Source organism: Pseudomonas sp. MPB23 (genome assembly GCF_046605395.1).
In the GTDB taxonomy this organism is placed as follows: domain Bacteria; phylum Pseudomonadota; class Gammaproteobacteria; order Pseudomonadales; family Pseudomonadaceae; genus Aquipseudomonas.
Genome location: NZ_CP176771.1, coordinates 6,415,298 through 6,431,277, shown reverse-complemented (window position 1 = coordinate 6,431,277; position 15,980 = coordinate 6,415,298). Strand labels below are relative to the sequence as shown.

At 60.0% G+C, this 15,980-nt stretch carries 20 protein-coding genes; 15 read left to right on the top strand and 5 right to left on the bottom strand.

All coding sequences use genetic code 11. The annotated features are described in order from the left end of the window. The first annotated feature begins 211 nt into the window (after positions 1 to 211). From ACLH0J_RS29265 to hisC, 10 genes are all read left to right on the top strand, one after another. Positions 212 to 1,021, top strand: coding sequence for an ATP-binding cassette domain-containing protein (locus ACLH0J_RS29265; protein ID WP_010567697.1), 810 nt, complete (start codon positions 212 to 214; stop codon positions 1,019 to 1,021). Continuing rightward, positions 1,021 to 1,818, top strand: coding sequence for a lipid asymmetry maintenance ABC transporter permease subunit MlaE (gene mlaE, locus ACLH0J_RS29260; protein WP_411390169.1), 798 nt, complete (start codon positions 1,021 to 1,023; stop codon positions 1,816 to 1,818). Before ACLH0J_RS29265 ends, mlaE begins: the two co-directional genes overlap by 1 nt. Continuing rightward, positions 1,818 to 2,285: an outer membrane lipid asymmetry maintenance protein MlaD gene (gene mlaD, locus ACLH0J_RS29255; RefSeq protein WP_017845975.1), complete on the top strand. Its 468-nt coding sequence runs from the start codon at positions 1,818 to 1,820 to the stop codon at positions 2,283 to 2,285. Before mlaE ends, mlaD begins: the two co-directional genes overlap by 1 nt. Before the next feature lie 11 nt (positions 2,286 to 2,296). Beyond that, entirely contained in the window at positions 2,297 to 2,944 is a 648-nt protein-coding gene (locus tag ACLH0J_RS29250; protein WP_411390168.1) for a phospholipid-binding protein MlaC, read from the top strand. Beyond that, complete coding sequence (locus tag ACLH0J_RS29245) at positions 2,941 to 3,246, top strand: lipid asymmetry maintenance protein MlaB (RefSeq protein WP_411390167.1); 306 nt, start codon at positions 2,941 to 2,943, stop codon at positions 3,244 to 3,246. Before ACLH0J_RS29250 ends, ACLH0J_RS29245 begins: the two co-directional genes overlap by 4 nt. Positions 3,247 to 3,360: 114 nt before the next feature. Further along, positions 3,361 to 3,600: a BolA family protein gene (locus ACLH0J_RS29240; RefSeq protein WP_010567702.1), complete on the top strand. Its 240-nt coding sequence runs from the start codon at positions 3,361 to 3,363 to the stop codon at positions 3,598 to 3,600. Between the two features lie 23 nt (positions 3,601 to 3,623). Further along, complete coding sequence (murA, locus tag ACLH0J_RS29235) at positions 3,624 to 4,889, top strand: UDP-N-acetylglucosamine 1-carboxyvinyltransferase (RefSeq protein ID WP_411390166.1); 1,266 nt, start codon at positions 3,624 to 3,626, stop codon at positions 4,887 to 4,889. 172 nt (positions 4,890 to 5,061) lie between these two features. Next, the gene (gene hisG / locus ACLH0J_RS29230; protein ID WP_003171824.1) at positions 5,062 to 5,697 is read left to right on the top strand and encodes an ATP phosphoribosyltransferase; all 636 of its coding nucleotides are present in this window, start codon (positions 5,062 to 5,064) and stop codon (positions 5,695 to 5,697) included. Positions 5,698 to 5,824: 127 nt separating this feature from the next. Continuing rightward, entirely contained in the window at positions 5,825 to 7,150 is a 1,326-nt protein-coding gene (hisD, locus tag ACLH0J_RS29225; RefSeq protein ID WP_411390165.1) for a histidinol dehydrogenase, read from the top strand. Position 7,151: 1 nt separating this feature from the next. Then, positions 7,152 to 8,204, top strand: a complete 1,053-nt coding sequence (gene hisC, locus ACLH0J_RS29220) for a histidinol-phosphate transaminase (RefSeq protein WP_411390164.1) — start codon at positions 7,152 to 7,154, stop codon at positions 8,202 to 8,204. A 47-nt stretch (positions 8,205 to 8,251) separates the two neighbouring features. Here the strand turns inward: hisC and ACLH0J_RS29215 are convergent, their stop codons facing one another. Together ACLH0J_RS29215 and upp are read right to left on the bottom strand one after the other, a co-directional pair. Continuing rightward, positions 8,252 to 9,526: a uracil-xanthine permease family protein gene (locus ACLH0J_RS29215; RefSeq protein ID WP_411390163.1), complete on the bottom strand. Its 1,275-nt coding sequence runs from the start codon at positions 9,524 to 9,526 to the stop codon at positions 8,252 to 8,254. Positions 9,527 to 9,528: 2 nt separating this feature from the next. Further along, positions 9,529 to 10,167 carry a uracil phosphoribosyltransferase gene (gene upp, locus ACLH0J_RS29210; protein WP_411390162.1) on the bottom strand — a complete coding sequence of 213 codons (639 nt, stop codon included), beginning with the start codon at positions 10,165 to 10,167 and terminating at the stop codon, positions 9,529 to 9,531. A gap of 163 nt (positions 10,168 to 10,330) precedes the next feature. On the opposite strand from upp, the gene ACLH0J_RS29205 reads away from it, so the two are divergent. From ACLH0J_RS29205 to ACLH0J_RS29190, 4 genes are all read left to right on the top strand, one after another. Beyond that, positions 10,331 to 10,888 carry a hypoxanthine-guanine phosphoribosyltransferase gene (locus ACLH0J_RS29205; RefSeq protein ID WP_411390161.1) on the top strand — a complete coding sequence of 186 codons (558 nt, stop codon included), beginning with the start codon at positions 10,331 to 10,333 and terminating at the stop codon, positions 10,886 to 10,888. Positions 10,889 to 10,891: 3 nt separating this feature from the next. Next, positions 10,892 to 11,359: a WbuC family cupin fold metalloprotein gene (locus ACLH0J_RS29200; RefSeq protein ID WP_411390160.1), complete on the top strand. Its 468-nt coding sequence runs from the start codon at positions 10,892 to 10,894 to the stop codon at positions 11,357 to 11,359. Between the two features lie 35 nt (positions 11,360 to 11,394). Continuing rightward, positions 11,395 to 11,880 (top strand): hypothetical protein, encoded by a 486-nt coding sequence (locus ACLH0J_RS29195; RefSeq protein WP_411390159.1) that lies wholly within the window; start codon positions 11,395 to 11,397, stop codon positions 11,878 to 11,880. Positions 11,881 to 11,987: 107 nt separating this feature from the next. Next, a complete protein-coding gene (locus tag ACLH0J_RS29190) occupies positions 11,988 to 12,275 on the top strand; it encodes a PA4642 family protein (protein ID WP_411390158.1) in 288 nt (95 codons plus the stop codon). A gap of 78 nt (positions 12,276 to 12,353) precedes the next feature. On the opposite strand, the gene mqo is transcribed toward ACLH0J_RS29190, so the two are convergent. Together mqo and ACLH0J_RS29180 are read right to left on the bottom strand one after the other, a co-directional pair. Next, the gene (mqo, locus tag ACLH0J_RS29185) at positions 12,354 to 13,862 is read right to left on the bottom strand and encodes a malate dehydrogenase (quinone) (RefSeq protein ID WP_411390157.1); all 1,509 of its coding nucleotides are present in this window, start codon (positions 13,860 to 13,862) and stop codon (positions 12,354 to 12,356) included. 727 nt (positions 13,863 to 14,589) lie between these two features. Next, entirely contained in the window at positions 14,590 to 14,823 is a 234-nt protein-coding gene (locus ACLH0J_RS29180; RefSeq protein ID WP_411390156.1) for a hypothetical protein, read from the bottom strand. Between the two features lie 194 nt (positions 14,824 to 15,017). Here ACLH0J_RS29180 and ACLH0J_RS29175 point away from each other — a divergent pair, with 194 nt between their 5' ends. Next, a complete protein-coding gene (locus ACLH0J_RS29175; RefSeq protein WP_411390155.1) occupies positions 15,018 to 15,602 on the top strand; it encodes a YajG family lipoprotein in 585 nt (194 codons plus the stop codon). A gap of 56 nt (positions 15,603 to 15,658) precedes the next feature. Here the strand turns inward: ACLH0J_RS29175 and ACLH0J_RS29170 are convergent, their stop codons facing one another. Next, positions 15,659 to 15,868 carry a hypothetical protein gene (locus ACLH0J_RS29170; protein WP_010565721.1) on the bottom strand — a complete coding sequence of 70 codons (210 nt, stop codon included), beginning with the start codon at positions 15,866 to 15,868 and terminating at the stop codon, positions 15,659 to 15,661. Positions 15,869 to 15,980: the final 112 nt, after the last annotated feature.

Sequence of the window (15,980 nt, the reverse complement as noted above, 5' to 3'; positions counted from 1 at the left end):
GTTCCCTCTTTGGTAACATGCCTCGCAACGTTTTTCCCTGTCTCGGATCTGAACAAGCGCTGTTCCGGTCTTGGGGGGCTTGGACCTGCGGTGATATAGTTCGCCGCCAGTTCGGTCCGCCCAGACTATGTGGCTATCTGTTGCGCTACCGGTGCAAACGTTTGTCGCAGGCGTGGTGTCTGAGTGAGAGGCTGAATCCCAAGGAGTTTAGATGAGTGCCGATAACGCCTACGCGGTCGAGCTGAAGGGACTGACCTTCAAGCGCGGGACGCGCAGCATCTTCAATAACGTCGATATTCGCATTCCCCGCGGCAAGGTCACGGGCATCATGGGGCCTTCCGGTTGCGGCAAGACCACCCTGTTACGCCTGATGGGCATGCAATTGCGTCCCAACGCAGGCGAAGTGTGGGTCAATGGTCAGAACCTGCCGACGTTATCGCGCAGCGAGCTGTTCGATGCGCGCAAGCACATGGGCGTGCTGTTCCAGAGCGGCGCGCTGTTCACTGATCTCGATGTTTTCGAGAACGTGGCGTTTCCGCTGCGGGTGCATACCCAGCTGTCCGATGAAATGATTCGTGACATTGTGTTGCTGAAACTGCAGGCCGTGGGCCTTCGCGGCGCCCTCGACCTGATGCCTGACGAGTTGTCCGGCGGCATGAAGCGCCGGGTCGCCCTGGCGCGGGCCATCGCACTCGATCCACAGATTCTCATGTACGACGAACCCTTCGTCGGCCAGGACCCTATCGCCATGGGCGTACTGGTGCGCCTGATCCGCCTGCTCAACGACGCGTTGGGGATCACCAGTATTGTGGTCTCCCATGATCTTGCAGAAACCGCGAGCATTGCCGACTACCTGTATGTAGTGGGTGATGGCCAGGTGCTGGGCCAGGGCACGCCTGAAGAATTGATGAATGCAGACAACCCGCGTATTCGCCAATTCATGACCGGCGACCCTGATGGCCCTGTGCCTTTTCACTTTCCGGCAGCGGATTACCGCTTAGATCTTCTGGGGAAGCGCTGATGCGCAAGACATCTCTTATCGAGAAGGTTCGCCTTTTCGGTCGTTCCGGCATCGACATCATCGAGGTGCTGGGCCGTTCGACGATTTTCCTGTTCCACGCCCTGCTCGGTCGCGGCGGCATTGGTGGCGGTTTCGGCCTGCTGATCAAGCAACTGCATTCGGTGGGCGTGATGTCCCTGGTGATCATTGTGGTCTCCGGGGTGTTCATCGGCATGGTGTTGGCGTTGCAGGGCTTCAATATCCTTTCCAGCTACGGTTCGGAGCAGGCGGTGGGGCAGATGGTTGCCCTGACGCTGTTGCGTGAGCTCGGGCCTGTAGTGACTGCATTGCTGTTCGCCGGGCGCGCAGGTTCTGCACTGACCGCCGAAATCGGCAACATGAAGTCGACCGAGCAATTGTCCAGCCTGGAAATGATCGGTGTGGACCCGCTCAAGTACATCGTTGCCCCACGCCTGTGGGCCGGCTTCATTTCCCTGCCGCTGCTGGCGATGATTTTCAGCGTTGTGGGGATCTGGGGCGGTTCGTGGGTGGCGGTTGACTGGTTGGGTGTCTACGACGGCTCCTACTGGGCCAACATGCAAAACAGCGTGGCCTTCCGTGGAGACGTGGTCAACGGCATCATAAAAAGCATCGCCTTCGCCTTTGTAGTGACCTGGATCGCCGTATTCCAAGGCTATGACTGTGAGCCCACTTCAGAAGGGATCAGTCGCGCCACCACCAAGACCGTTGTGTACGCCTCGCTGGCGGTACTGGGCCTTGACTTCATTTTGACCGCCTTGATGTTTGGAGATTTCTGATGCAAAACCGCACTGTGGAAATCGGTGTCGGCCTTTTCTTGCTGGCTGGCATCCTGGCTTTACTGTTGCTGGCCCTGCGGGTCAGTGGCCTATCGGCCAGCCCCACTGCCGATACTTATAAACTTTACGCGTACTTCGACAATATCGCCGGTTTGACTGTCAGAGCTAAAGTGACCATGGCCGGTGTCACCATCGGCAAGGTCACCGCAATCGATCTGGATCGCGACAGCTTCACCGGGCGAGTGACGATGCAACTGGACAAGAAGGTCGATAACCTGCCGACCGACTCCACTGCATCCATCCTGACCGCGGGTCTGTTGGGCGAAAAGTACATCGGTATCAGCGTGGGCGGGGAAACAGCCCTGCTCAAGGATGGCTCGACCATCCACGACACGCAGTCGTCACTTGTGCTTGAAGACCTGATCGGTAAATTCCTGCTCAATACGGTCAATAAAGACGCCAAATGAGGAATCTGTACATGATCTCTACCTTGCGACGCGGCCTTCTTGTGCTGCTTGCAGTGCTGCCGTTGATGGCAAACGCGGCAGGTTCTGCGCACGATCTGGTAAAGGGGACGACCGACAAGATGTTGGCTGACCTGACTGCCAATAAAGAGCAGTACAAGCAAGATCCGACTAAGTTTTACGACGCACTGAACACCATCGTTGGTCCGGTGGTCGATGCCGAAGGTATTTCCCGCAGCATCATGACGGTCAAGTATTCGCGCAAGGCCACCCCTGCGCAGATGCAGACGTTCCAGGAAAACTTCAAGAAGGGCCTGTTCCAGTTTTATGGCAACGCCCTGCTGGAGTACAACAACCAGGGGATCACCGTCGATTCTGCCAAGGATGAGTCGGGCGATCGCACCAGCGTTGGCATGACCGTCAAAGGCAACAATGGCGCCGTCTACCCTGTGCAGTACACGCTGGAGAAGGTCAACGGCGAGTGGAAACTGCGTAACGTCATCATCAACGGTATCAATATTGGCAAGCTGTTCCGCGATCAGTTCGCCGACGCGATGCAGCGCAATGGCAACAATCTGGACAAGACCATCAATGGTTGGGCCGGTGAAGTCGCCAAGGCCAAGGAAGAGACCGATAAAGCTGCCGGGAAGCCTGTGCAATGAGTGAGTCGGCCGTTCGTCTTGGCGATGCCGGCGAGCTGTTCCTCAGCGGCGTGCTGGATTACCGCACCGGGCCTGACCTGCGCAAGCAGGGCCAGGCCTTGATCGAGTCCTGCACCGCGCCTGCGCTGGTGCTCGATTGCTCGGCGGTCACCAAGTCCAGCAGTGTGGGCCTGTCGTTGTTACTGTGTTTCATACGTGATGCCGAGGCCGCCAAAAAGCCAGTCAGCATCCGTGCTTTGCCCGACGACATGCGTGAAATTGCCGAGGTTTCCGGTCTGACGGAGCTGTTGGCGCATCCTTAATACACATTATTGAAAAGGCCCCCCGTCAGAGTCCTGCTATGCGGGGTTCGCAGGCGCGGGGCTTTTTTGTATGATGTGCGACCCGCGCGCACTGGGCGCCGATAGAGGTTGAGCATGCAGGCCCTAGAAGTTAAGAGCTTCCTTGAAGGAAAGCTGCCGAATACTGAGGTTGCGGTTGAAGGCGAAGGCTGCAATTTCCAGCTGAATGTGATTAGCGATGAACTGGCGGCATTGAGCCCGGTCAAGCGTCAACAGCAGATCTATGCCCATTTGAACCCGTGGATCACCGATGGCAGCATCCATGCGGTCACTATGAAATTTTTCAGCCGCGCGGCCTGGGCCGAGCGCACCTGAGCCCCCAAGGCGTCGAGATTCTTATGGATAAATTGATTATTACCGGTGGTGCCCGCCTTGATGGCGAGATCCGCATCTCCGGTGCGAAAAACTCCGCCTTGCCGATCCTGGCGGCGACCCTGCTGTGCGATGGCCCGGTGACTGTGGCTAACCTGCCGCACCTGCACGACATTACCACCATGATCGAGCTGTTCGGTCGCATGGGCATTGAGCCGGTGATCGACGAAAAACTCTCCGTCGAAATCGATCCGCGCACCATCAAGACCCTGATCGCCCCGTACGAGCTGGTGAAAACCATGCGTGCATCGATCCTGGTGCTGGGCCCTATGGTTGCCCGTTTTGGTGAGGCTGAAGTGGCCCTGCCTGGCGGTTGCGCCATTGGCTCACGTCCAGTGGACCTGCATATCCGTGGTCTGGAAGCCATGGGCGCGACCATCGACGTCGAAGGCGGCTACATCAAGGCCAAGGCGCCGGAAGGCGGCCTGCGTGGCGCCAACTTCTTCTTCGATACCGTCAGCGTGACCGGTACCGAGAACATCATGATGGCCGCAGCCCTGGCCAACGGCCGCAGCGTGTTGCAAAACGCCGCGCGCGAGCCGGAAGTGGTCGACCTGGCCAACTTCCTGATCGCCATGGGTGCCAACATCACCGGTGCCGGCACCGACACCATCACTGTCGAAGGTGTGAAGCGCCTGCATTCGGCCACCTACAAGGTGATGCCGGACCGCATCGAGACCGGGACCTATCTGGTTGCCGCTGCCGTCACCGGTGGCCGCGTCAAGGTTAAGGACACCGATCCGACCATCCTTGAGTCCGTACTGGAAAAACTCAAGGAAGCCGGAGCTGAAATCACCACCGGTGAAGACTGGATCGAGCTGAACATGCACGGCAAGCGGCCAAAAGCCGTCAATGTGCGGACAGCCCCGTACCCAGCGTTCCCGACCGACATGCAGGCGCAGTTCATCTCCCTGAACGCGATTGCCGAAGGCACCGGTGCCGTGATCGAGACCATCTTCGAAAACCGCTTCATGCACGTGTACGAACTGCACCGCATGGGCGCGAAGATCCAGGTCGAAGGCAATACGGCCATCGTGACCGGCATTGAGAAACTCAAGGGCGCGCCAGTCATGGCCACCGATCTGCGGGCCTCGGCCAGCCTGGTGATCTCCGCGCTGTGCGCTGACGGCGACACCCTGATCGACCGCATCTACCACATTGACCGTGGCTATGAGTGCATCGAAGAAAAACTGCAGATGCTCGGCGCGAAAATCCGCCGCGTACCGGGCTAGTCCCAGGGGCTGCAATGGTGGCGAGGGCGCTCGCTCCCGCTGGGGGCAAGTGCCCTCGCCACGGTTTGCTGTTGATTGATTGGTTTCAAATCGAGGCTGTAATGGCCTCGATCTGTGTCTGGCGCCGTTTGCGACCAGAGCGCAATAGCCTGATGAAGGACTGACGTTTCCCATGTTGACCATCGCACTGTCCAAGGGCCGCATCCTTGACGATACTTTGCCGCTTCTGGCTGAAGCAGGCATCGTGCCGACCGAGAATCCGGACAAGAGCCGCAAGCTGATCATCCCCACGACCCAGGACGACGTTCGCCTGTTGATCGTGCGGGCTACTGACGTGCCGACCTACGTTGAACATGGCGCGGCCGATCTGGGCGTTGCCGGTAAAGACGTGTTGATGGAGTACGGTGGCCAGGGTCTGTACGAGCCGCTGGACCTGCGCATTGCCCTGTGCAAGCTGATGACTGCCGGTCGGGTCGGTGATGTCGAGCCTAAAGGTCGCCTGCGGGTGGCCACTAAGTTCGTCAACGTTGCCAAGCGCTACTACGCCGAACAAGGCCGTCAGGTCGATATCATCAAGCTCTACGGCTCGATGGAGCTGGCGCCGCTGATCGGCCTGGCCGACAAGATCATCGACGTGGTCGACACCGGCAACACCCTGCGTGCCAACGGTCTCGAACCCCAGGATTTCATTGCCGACATCAGCTCCCGGCTGATCGTCAACAAAGCTTCGATGAAGATGCAGCACGCCCGTATCCAGGCGTTGATCGACACCCTGCGCACGGCAGTGGAGTCTCGACACCGCGGTTGACTTACCCGCGTAGCCTGAAGGCTGCGCCCGTCTATCCGCCTCATAGCCAGAATTCTCAGGTGCCCAAGCGGAAACGACTGCTAGTTTAGGGCGCCTGAGTTTTTGCCAATCCTATGAGGCCCTCGCTATGACCACGTCCACTGCAATTGCCCGACTCAACGCTGCCGACCCGGATTTCGCCCGCCATCTGGATCATCTGTTGAGCTGGGAAAGCGTGTCCGACGACTCGGTCAACCAGCGGGTGCTCGACATCATCAAGGCTGTGCGCGAGCGCGGCGACGCGGCGCTGGTGGACTTCACCCGCCAGTTCGACGGCCTGGACGTCAAGTCCATGGCGGATCTGATCCTGCCGCGCGAGCGTCTGGAGCTTGCCCTGACGCGCATCACTGTACCTCAGCGCGAAGCCCTGGAATTGGCGGCGGCGCGGGTGCGCAGCTACCACGAAAAACAGAAACAGGATTCCTGGAGCTACACCGAGGCCGATGGCACCGTGCTGGGCCAGAAGGTCACGCCGCTGGACCGCGCCGGTCTTTACGTGCCGGGCGGTAAAGCTTCGTACCCGTCGTCGGTGCTGATGAATGCGATTCCCGCCAAGGTCGCCGGCGTGACTGAAGTGGTCATGGTGGTGCCGACCCCGCGCGGTGAAATCAACGAGCTGGTGCTGGCCGCCGCCTGCATCGCCGGGGTCGACCGTGTGTTCACCATCGGTGGCGCCCAGGCTGTCGCCGCGTTGGCCTATGGCACCGAAAGCGTGCCGATGGTCGACAAGGTCGTCGGCCCCGGTAACATCTATGTCGCCACCGCCAAGCGCCATGTATTCGGCCAGGTCGGTATTGACATGATCGCGGGACCCTCGGAAATCCTCGTGGTATGCGATGGCCAGACCGACCCGGACTGGATCGCCATGGACCTGTTCTCCCAGGCCGAGCACGACGAAGATGCCCAAGCAATCCTGGTCAGCCCGGATGCCGAGTTCCTCGACAAGGTCGCCGCCAGCATCAATAAATTGCTGCCGACCATGGATCGCGCCGAGATCATCGAGAAGTCGATCAACGCTCGCGGTGCGCTGATTCTGGTGCGTGATATGGAACAGGCCATCGAAGTGGCCAACCGCATTGCGCCGGAGCACTTGGAGCTGTCCGTGGCCGACCCTCAGGCCTGGCTGCCGTCGATTCGCCACGCCGGCGCGATCTTCATGGGCCGCCACACCAGCGAAGCCCTGGGCGACTACTGCGCCGGCCCCAACCACGTGTTGCCGACGTCCGGCACTGCGCGCTTCTCGTCGCCGCTGGGGGTGTATGACTTCCAGAAGCGTTCGTCGATCATCTTCTGCTCGCCACAAGGCGCCTCCGAACTGGGCAAGACCGCCTCGGTGCTGGCCCGTGGTGAATCCCTGAGCGCCCACGCCCGTAGTGCTGAATACCGCATCCTTGACGACAAGAAAGGTAATTGAGATGAGCAAATTCTGGAGCCCCTTCGTCAAGGACCTGGTGCCTTACGTGCCTGGGGAGCAACCGAAGCTGACCAAGCTGGTCAAGCTCAACACCAATGAAAACCCCTACGGCCCATCGCCCAAGGCGCTGGCCGCGATGCAGGCCGAGTTGAACGATAACCTGCGCTTGTACCCAGACCCGAACAGTGACCTGCTCAAGCAGGCCGTGGCCAAGTATTACGGCGTCGATACAAGCACAGTGTTCCTGGGCAACGGTTCCGATGAAGTCCTGGCACACATCTTCCACGCTTTGTTCCAACACGACTTGCCGCTGCTGTTCCCGGATATCAGCTACAGCTTCTATCCGGTGTACTGCGGCCTCTACGGCATTACGTCCGACCCGGTGCCGCTGGATGAGCAGTTCCAGATCCGTGTGGCGGACTACGCCAGGCCGAACGGCGGGATCATCTTCCCCAACCCGAACGCGCCGACCGGTTGCGTATTGGCGCTGGAGGCGGTGGAGCAGATACTCAAGGCCAGCCCGGATTCGGTGGTGGTGGTCGATGAAGCCTATATCGACTTCGGCGGCGAAACCGCGATCAGCCTGGTGGATCGTTACCCGAACCTGCTGGTAACCCAGACCCTGTCCAAATCCCGCTCGCTGGCCGGTTTGCGCGTGGGCCTGGCGGTGGGCCACCCGGATTTGATCGAGGCACTGGAGCGGGTCAAGAACAGCTTCAACTCCTATCCGCTGGATCGCCTGGCGATTGTCGGCGCTGCGGCGGCATTCGAGGACCGTGAGTATTTCGAGAAGACCTGCCAGTGGGTGATCGACAGTCGCAACACGCTGGTCGCGCAGTTGGAAGGCAAGGGGTTTGAAGTGTTGCCATCGGCTGCGAACTTCATCTTCGCCCGCCACCCACGGCACGATGCGGCCGGCCTGGCCGCCAAGTTGCGTGAGCAAGGGGTGATTGTGCGGCACTTCAAGCAGGAGCGGATTGCCCAGTTCCTGCGGATCAGTATCGGCACGCCTGAGCAGAACCAGGCGTTGGTCGATGGCCTGGGCTACCTGTAAACACTCTCTGTAGGAGCCGGCAAGCTGGCTCCTACAGAGGCTCGGTGTTACAGCAACGGCTCATCCGATTTCTTGTTCTTCCAGCCATCATTGCCCGGCAGCAGCAGGTTCAAACCAATCGCTACCACCGCACACAGGGCGATGCCCTTGAGGCCGAAATCATCCGGGCCGGTGCCGGTACCCACCAGTACACCGCCAATGCCGAACACCAGGGTCACCGACACAATCACCAGGTTGCGCGCTTCGCCCAGGTCGATCCGGTGGCGGATCAACGTGTTCATCCCCACCGCGGCAATCGAGCCGAACAGCAGGCACAGAATCCCGCCCATCACTGGTACGGGAATGCTTTGCAGCAGTGCGCCGAATTTGCCGATAAACGCCAGGCTGATGGCAAACACCGCTGCCCAGGTCATGATTTTCGGGTTGTAGTTCTTGGTCAGCATCACGGCGCCGGTCACTTCGGCGTAGGTGGTGTTCGGTGGGCCGCCAAACAGGCCGGCGGCCGTGGTGGCAATGCCGTCACCGAGCAAGGTGCGGTGCAGGCCAGGCTTCTTCAGGTAATCGCGACCGGTTACGCTGCCTACTGCGATCACACCGCCGATATGTTCGATCGCCGGGGCCAGGGCCACCGGGACGATAAACAGAATCGCCTGCCAGTTGAACTCCGGCGCGGTGAAGTGGGGCAGGGCGAACCATGGGGCCGCAGCGATCTTGGCCGTGTCGACCACGCCGAAGTAGAACGCCATGGCAAAGCCCACCAGCACGCCGGAGATGATCGGCACCAGGCGAAAAATGCCCTTGCCGAATACCGCCACGATCAGCGTGGTCAGCAGCGCCGGCATCGAGATCAGCATCGCCGTCTGGTAATGGATCAGCTCGGCACCGTCACCGGATTTACCCATCGCCATATTCGCGGCGATCGGCGCCATGGCCAGGCCGATGGAGATGATCACCGGCCCGATGACGATCGGCGGCAGCAAGCGGTCGATAAAACCGGTGCCCTTGATCTTCACCGCCAGGCCGAGAAACGTATAAACGAAGCCGGCTGCCATCACCCCGCCCATGGTCGCCGCGAGGCCGAACTGACCCTTGGCGAGAATGATCGGAGTGATGAAGGCAAAGCTCGAGGCCAGGAATACCGGCACCTGCCGCCCTGTCACCACCTGGAACAACAGCGTGCCCAGGCCTGCGGTGAACAGGGCGACGTTTGGATCCAGACCTGTGATCAGCGGCATCAACACCAGCGCGCCAAATGCTACGAAGAGCATTTGTGCGCCAGACAGGATCTGGCGCCAAAGCGGGTCGTTGAATTCATCCTGCATGCTCACGCGTCCTTCTGCTTGGTACCGAAAATCTTGTCACCGGCATCGCCCAGGCCCGGGATGATGTAGCCGTTTTCATTCAGGCGCTCGTCGATGGACGCAGTGTAGATCTGCACATCCGGGTGAGCTTTCTCGACGGCGGCGATGCCTTCGGGCGCGGCGACCAGCACCATGGCGCGAATGTCCTTGCAACCGGCTTTTTTCAGCAGGGTGATGGTGGCGACCATGGAGCTGCCGGTGGCGAGCATCGGGTCGATGATCATTGCCAGACGCTCGTTGATTTCCGGTACGAGTTTTTCCAGGTAGGTGTGGGCCTGCAACGTTTCTTCATTGCGGGCTACGCCCACGGCGCTGACCTTGGCGCCCGGGATCAGGCTGAGGACGCCTTCGAGCATGCCGATACCGGCGCGCAGGATCGGCACCACGGTGATTTTCTTACCGGCGATCTTCTCGACCTGGACGGGACCGGCCCAGCCTGGGATCTCGTAGGTTTCCAGGGGTAAGTCTTTGGTGGCTTCGTAAGTGAGCAGCGCTCCGACTTCCTGAGCAAGCTCGCGGAAGTTCTTCGTGCTAATGTCGGCGCGGCGCATAAGGCCGAGTTTGTGTCGGATCAGCGGGTGGCGGATCTCGCGAGTGGGCATGGGAAAGGCTCCGGCGGCGGGCAAAAAAACCGGCCTAGATTAATCTATCCGAGGGTGTTGTCCTATAGACATCTAGCACGTTAGTCCATTAAGGCTTGAACGTTGCGTCTCATATGCGTACCTTTGCCCGCTTTTCTTGCCACCGCACCCCTTGGAGAGCGCCATGTCCGTTGATCTCGAGCATATCCGTCAAATCATGCGCGAGGCTGACTGCCTGTATACCGAAGCGCAAGTCGAAGAGGCGATCGCCAAGGTGGGGGCACAGATCACTCGCGAAATGGCCGACACCAACCCGGTAGTATTCTGCGTGATGAACGGTGGCCTGATCTTCGCCGGCAAATTGCTCACCCATCTGCACTTCCCGCTGGAAGCGTCCTACCTGCACGCCACCCGCTATCGTAACGAAACCAGCGGCGGCGACCTGTTCTGGAAAGCCAAGCCGGAAGTCTCGTTCATCGACCGCGACGTGCTGATCATCGACGACATCCTTGACGAAGGTCACACCCTGGGCGCGATCATCGACTTCTGCAAACACGCCGGCGCGCGCAAAGTCCACACCGCCGTGCTGATCGATAAGGATCACGACCGCAAGGCGCGCCCGGAAATGAAGGCTGATTTCGTCGGCCTGCCGTGCATCGACCGCTATATCTTCGGCTACGGCATGGACTACAAAGGCTACTGGCGCAACGCGAATGGGATTTACGCCGTCAAAGGGATGTAAGCCATGACCCGCTTTCTTGATCAGACGCTGTTTGCCGAATTGGCCGAGAAGGCGGCCGCCAGCCCGCGCGGTCGGCACCATCACAACTTCCACCAGATGGAAGAACCCTGCCATCGGCTGGCCGTGGGCCTGCAACCCAGCACCTACGTGCCGCCCCATCGACATCTGAGCGCGGACAAGGCGGAAACCCTGTTGGTGCTCCAGGGGCGCCTGGGTGTGCTGGTGTTCAGCGACAGCGGTGAAGTGATCGCCAAGCGCGTGATGCAGGCGGGCGGCGAGTGCTCGGGCGTCGATCTGCCGCCAGGGGTATTCCATGGCCTGGTGGTGCTGGCGCCCGACACGGTGATGTTCGAGTGCAAGGCCGGGCCGTATCGACCGGTCGGCGAGGGCGAATTGGCGGACTGGGCGCCCCGCGAAGGCGATGCCGGTGTGGCCGAGTATCAACGCTGGATGCTTGCCCAGTTCGATTGAGCTACAGTGCTGGGCTATCTCGCACGGAGCGGCCCATGAGCCTGTTGATACGTACCTGCGCCGCCTTGGCGCTGACCCTCAGTTTGCCTCTGGCAGCGGCGCCCGCGCCGATGCATGGCCAATTCCTGCCGCCGGATGATCTCACCCTGCGTGCTGAAAAGCCTGACCAGCAGCAGTTGCTGCAAGTCACCGAGTTCGCGGTGGTGGTGGGCAACCAGCGCCAATCCAGCCAGCAACCGATCCCGGTCACCTCGCCGCTGATGATCCGCCTCAAGGGCAAGCCCCTGAACAAAGGTGCGAGCATCGCCCAAGTGGTGCTCAACTTCGATGCCGAAAGCAAAAGCCTGAAAAAACCGGCCTTTGATGACACGACCAAGACACTGACCCTGTCTTACCCCGTGGCCCAATACCGTGTGATCGTCGACTTGCTGCGCAATGACACGGTGTATGTGCAGTTCCTCAGTTATGCCAACGGGCATATCTGGGCGGATCTGCATACCGGCGCTGTGCGCGCCAAGTAGCGAGAACGCTGAGACCCCCTCCCACAGTGGTTCTCAGCGCTTCCGCAGTCCGTCCCTCGCAGGTAGACTTCAAGCCCCGTGTAAATGTCTGCAGGCTGGAGTCGGTAATGCGTAAAGATAAGAAACAGGTGATTGGTGACGAGATCGGCGACGACCAGATCAAGTTGTTCCTGGCGTTTGAGCCGGTCGACAAGACTTCACCGTCCCTGCACAAACTGATCAAGGCCTACCGTGGCCTGCGTATCGACGACTTCGAGCGGTTCCTGGGTTTTTTCAAGGAAGCCGGCCTGGACCTCGACGGCAAGGACGAGCAGGGTCAGACCTTTGTCGACCTGATCAAAGACCAGCGCAACGCCGCCGAGTACATCGAGTTGATCGAAAACGCCCGCGGCTGATTATCCGAGACATACAAAAACGCCCCGCTCTCATCACGAGAGCGGGGCGTTTTTTATGTCTTCGTGTAGGCGCAGGCCTTACGCGAAACTTTCGGCCTCGCTGCTTTGCTCAACGAGTTCCAGGCTGATGTTGTTCTGCGCGTTGATCTTGCGGTACAGCTCGGCGTCGGTCTCCAGGACCTTCTCGCGGGCCGGGAAGATCTCGTGCAGCTTGGCTGCCCATTCACCGGCCGCCTTGGTCGGGAAGCAGCGCTCGATCAGTTCCAGCATGATCGACACGGTCACCGAAGCGCCTGGGGAAGCGCCCAGCAGTGCGGCCAGCGAACCATCTTTGGCCGCGACCAGCTCGGTGCCGAATTGCAGCACGCCACCTTTCTTCGGGTCTTTCTTGATGATCTGCACCCGTTGGCCGGCCACTTCCAGGCGCCAGTCTTCGGCTTTGGCTTGCGGGTAGAAACGGCGCAGGGATTCCAGACGCTGTTCCATGGACTGCATCACTTCGCTGACCAGGTACTTGGTCAGGTCCATGTTGTCGCGGGCCACGGCCAGCATCGGGCCGATGTTGCCGGCACGCACCGACAGCGGCAGGTCGAGGAACGAACCGTGCTTGAGGAACTTGGTGGTGAAACCGGCGTAAGGTCCGAACAGCAGGGACTTCTTGCCGTCGACCACGCGGGTGTCCAGGTGCGGCACGGACATCGGCGGCGAACCCACGGCGGCCTGGCTGTAGACCTTGGCCTGGTGGTGCTTGACCACTTCCGGGTTGTCGCAACGCAGCCACTGGCCGCTGACCGGGAAGCCGCCGAAGCCTTTGCTTTCTTCGATGCCCGAGGCCTGCAGCAACGGCAGGGCCGCGCCGCCGGCGCCGAGGAACACGAACTTGGCGTCCACTTCACGGCTGTTGCCGCTGTTGACGTCCTTGATGCTCACGGTCCAGCCGGTACCGTTACGCTTGAGGCCGGTGACGCGCTTGCTGTACTTGACGTGGGCGTCCGCCGAGCTGGTCAGATGGCTGAGCAACTGGTTGGTCAGGGCGCCGAAGTTGACGTCGGTGCCGTTCTGCACGCGGGTGGCGGCGATTTTTTCGTCGAGCGGGCGGCCCGGCATCATCAGCGGCATCCACTCGGCCATCTGGTTGCGGTCTTCGGTGTAGCGCATGTCCGAGAACGCATGGTGCTTGCTGAGGGTTTCAAAGCGCTTGCGCAGGTAGGACACGCCTTTTTCGCCCTGCACGAAGCTCAGGTGCGGTACCGGGCTGATAAAGGATTTTGACGAGCCAAACGTGCCTTTTTTGGTCAGGTACGCCCAGAACTGCTTCGACACCTCGAACTGGGTGTTGATGTGCACGGCTTTCTTGATGTCGATGGAGCCATCGGCGGCCTGCGGTGTGTAGTTCAGCTCACACAGTCCGGCGTGGCCGGTACCGGCGTTGTTCCACGGGTTAGAACTTTCCGCGGCACCCGAATCCATCAGCTCAACGACTTCCAGCTTGAGACCGGGGTCGAGCTCTTTGAGCAGCACGGCCAGGGTGGCACTCATGATGCCGGCCCCTACCAGTACTACGTCGACTGCTTCGTTATGCGCCATTTAACGCGTCTCCAAAATCTGCAGCACCAAATTGACGGCATGGCTGCCAGGAGTGACGGGGCGGTTCACGTGTTGCCCCAGGTTACCCATGGCCAGGATCGCCATGTCCGATTCGCAATTCTTTGCAACTTCAGCACACGCTTCCTGCCGGGCTAATCTGCCTATGAACGCATTCATAGGCGGCTGTGGCAATTCGACTTATGGTCAAAGCGTGCGATGCGTGCAACCAATCCGTAGCGGACAGGCTCAAGCTCCGGTTTTTAAGGCGTGCTCGGTCCTGTGTGATTGGGCTGTTCCAGACATTGATCGTGCTTGTACAAACGCCAAACTATTCATTTGCTCGCCACACTCTTGTGAAGTTGTGAAAACCCGTTTTTTCACGCTCTTTTGAAGACGTGAACCTCAAAAAAGGGCTGCCCCAGCCTGGCACCTGGCCCGGACAACCTTGCCGACAGGCGGCAATACGGGCAAACAACTCAAGTGGCCGAGCGAAATGGCAGCTCTGGCAGATTCGGTAAAGACGGTTTGTTTGCAAAGGAAACAGCAAGCGCACCCGCTTCACTCGATCTGTGTGGGCGGCTCTCTGTGGGCGATCTGGGGGGGTTGATGCCGAGGCATTAACGATGTTGCGAGGCCCGATCAGGAGACGTCCTTATAATCGGGGGGAGATTGTAGCGAAGAACGTCAAGGAAATGGGCGTGTTTTGTGACTTTTATTAGGTGTTCGGTCAGGCGGTCAATGGTTGGTGACGGGGCGACCGTGCTGGGCGTGGGCTGACACGGGCATGGGCCGGCAGTGGATGATGCATCCAGCTCAGGCGAATTTCGTCGATTTCCACCCAGCCCTCACCGACGGGAGGCTGGCAGCATTCTTTGAACGCCTGGCAGCGGCCTTGCGCATCCAGCAGGGCGAACTGGCGAATGGCGGGTTTGCTTGCAAACAGGGACCAGAGAAAATGCATGGCGATAGACCTCCTGAGATTGAGGTCAAGCATGCCTGCCCCGGATGACGAGACCATGTATCGGCTGTGACATATCGGTGACATCGAACCGCTACCGCCGGCGCGGGTCATAGGTTTTAACTGGCGCTGGTTCCCCGCCGCGGCGCCCCGCTATACTGCCGGGCTGTCGGTACCCGATTTATGGAGAGAAGAGCATGTTGCAACGCCTGTTGTTCGGTTTGATCACTGTGACCAGCTTGACCCTGGTTGGCTGCGCCAACAGCCCGCAACAACTGAGCCCTGAGCCGAAACTCACCACGCAATTGGCCCCGGTAGGCCATGGTCAGCCGGTGTCGGTGCGTGTGGTGGACGGCCGTCCATCGCCGACCTTGGGTTCCCGCGGCGGGCTGTACCCGGAAACCGCCCTCGTGTCGGTGACCGGCCAGGACGTGCTGCCCAAGCTGCAAGCCCAGGCAGAAGCCGCCGTGCGTCTGTTGGGGTTCACTCCGGCCAACTCGCCCGGCGCGCCTCAGTTGACCATTACCCTGGCCGAGCTGAAGTACCAGTCGCCGAAAGAAGGCCTGTACGTGACCGAAGCTTCCATTGGTGCGACGTTCAAGTCTGACGTCACCGCCGGTACCCGTCGCTACAGCGGCCGCTACGGTGCATCGCTCAATCAGCGCTTCGGCATGGCGCCGAACCAGGAAACCAACACCAAGCTGGTCAGCGACGTGCTGAGTGATGCATTGACCCGTCTGTTCAAAGACCCAAGCATCGGTCAATTGCTCAGTTCGCAATAACCGCTAGCTGGAAAACCGGGCTCACCCATGGGCCCGGTTTTTTTTCGTCTTCAGTTTCATGCTGCCGTGTCAATACAGAAGTCCAGCAGGCTCACCCCGGTCAACAGATCGGCCTCCGGCAAGTCCGCATGCTGGTGTCCGCCAAGGGCGCAATACACCAGCCAGTGGCGATCCTGGACGTTGAACGCCAGGCAGCCGACCAGCGCCTCTTGTTCCTCGCTGGGGGCAATCAGATACAGCCGATCCTGGTTGTGCGCGTGCAGCATGACAAGCTCCTGAACGTTCGAAGGGCCACAGAGTGGACTGTTAAGGTGACGTTCAGGTGACGCCATAAATTACCGGATACATTAACCCGCAATGGGGGAGGGAGCGTTTCAG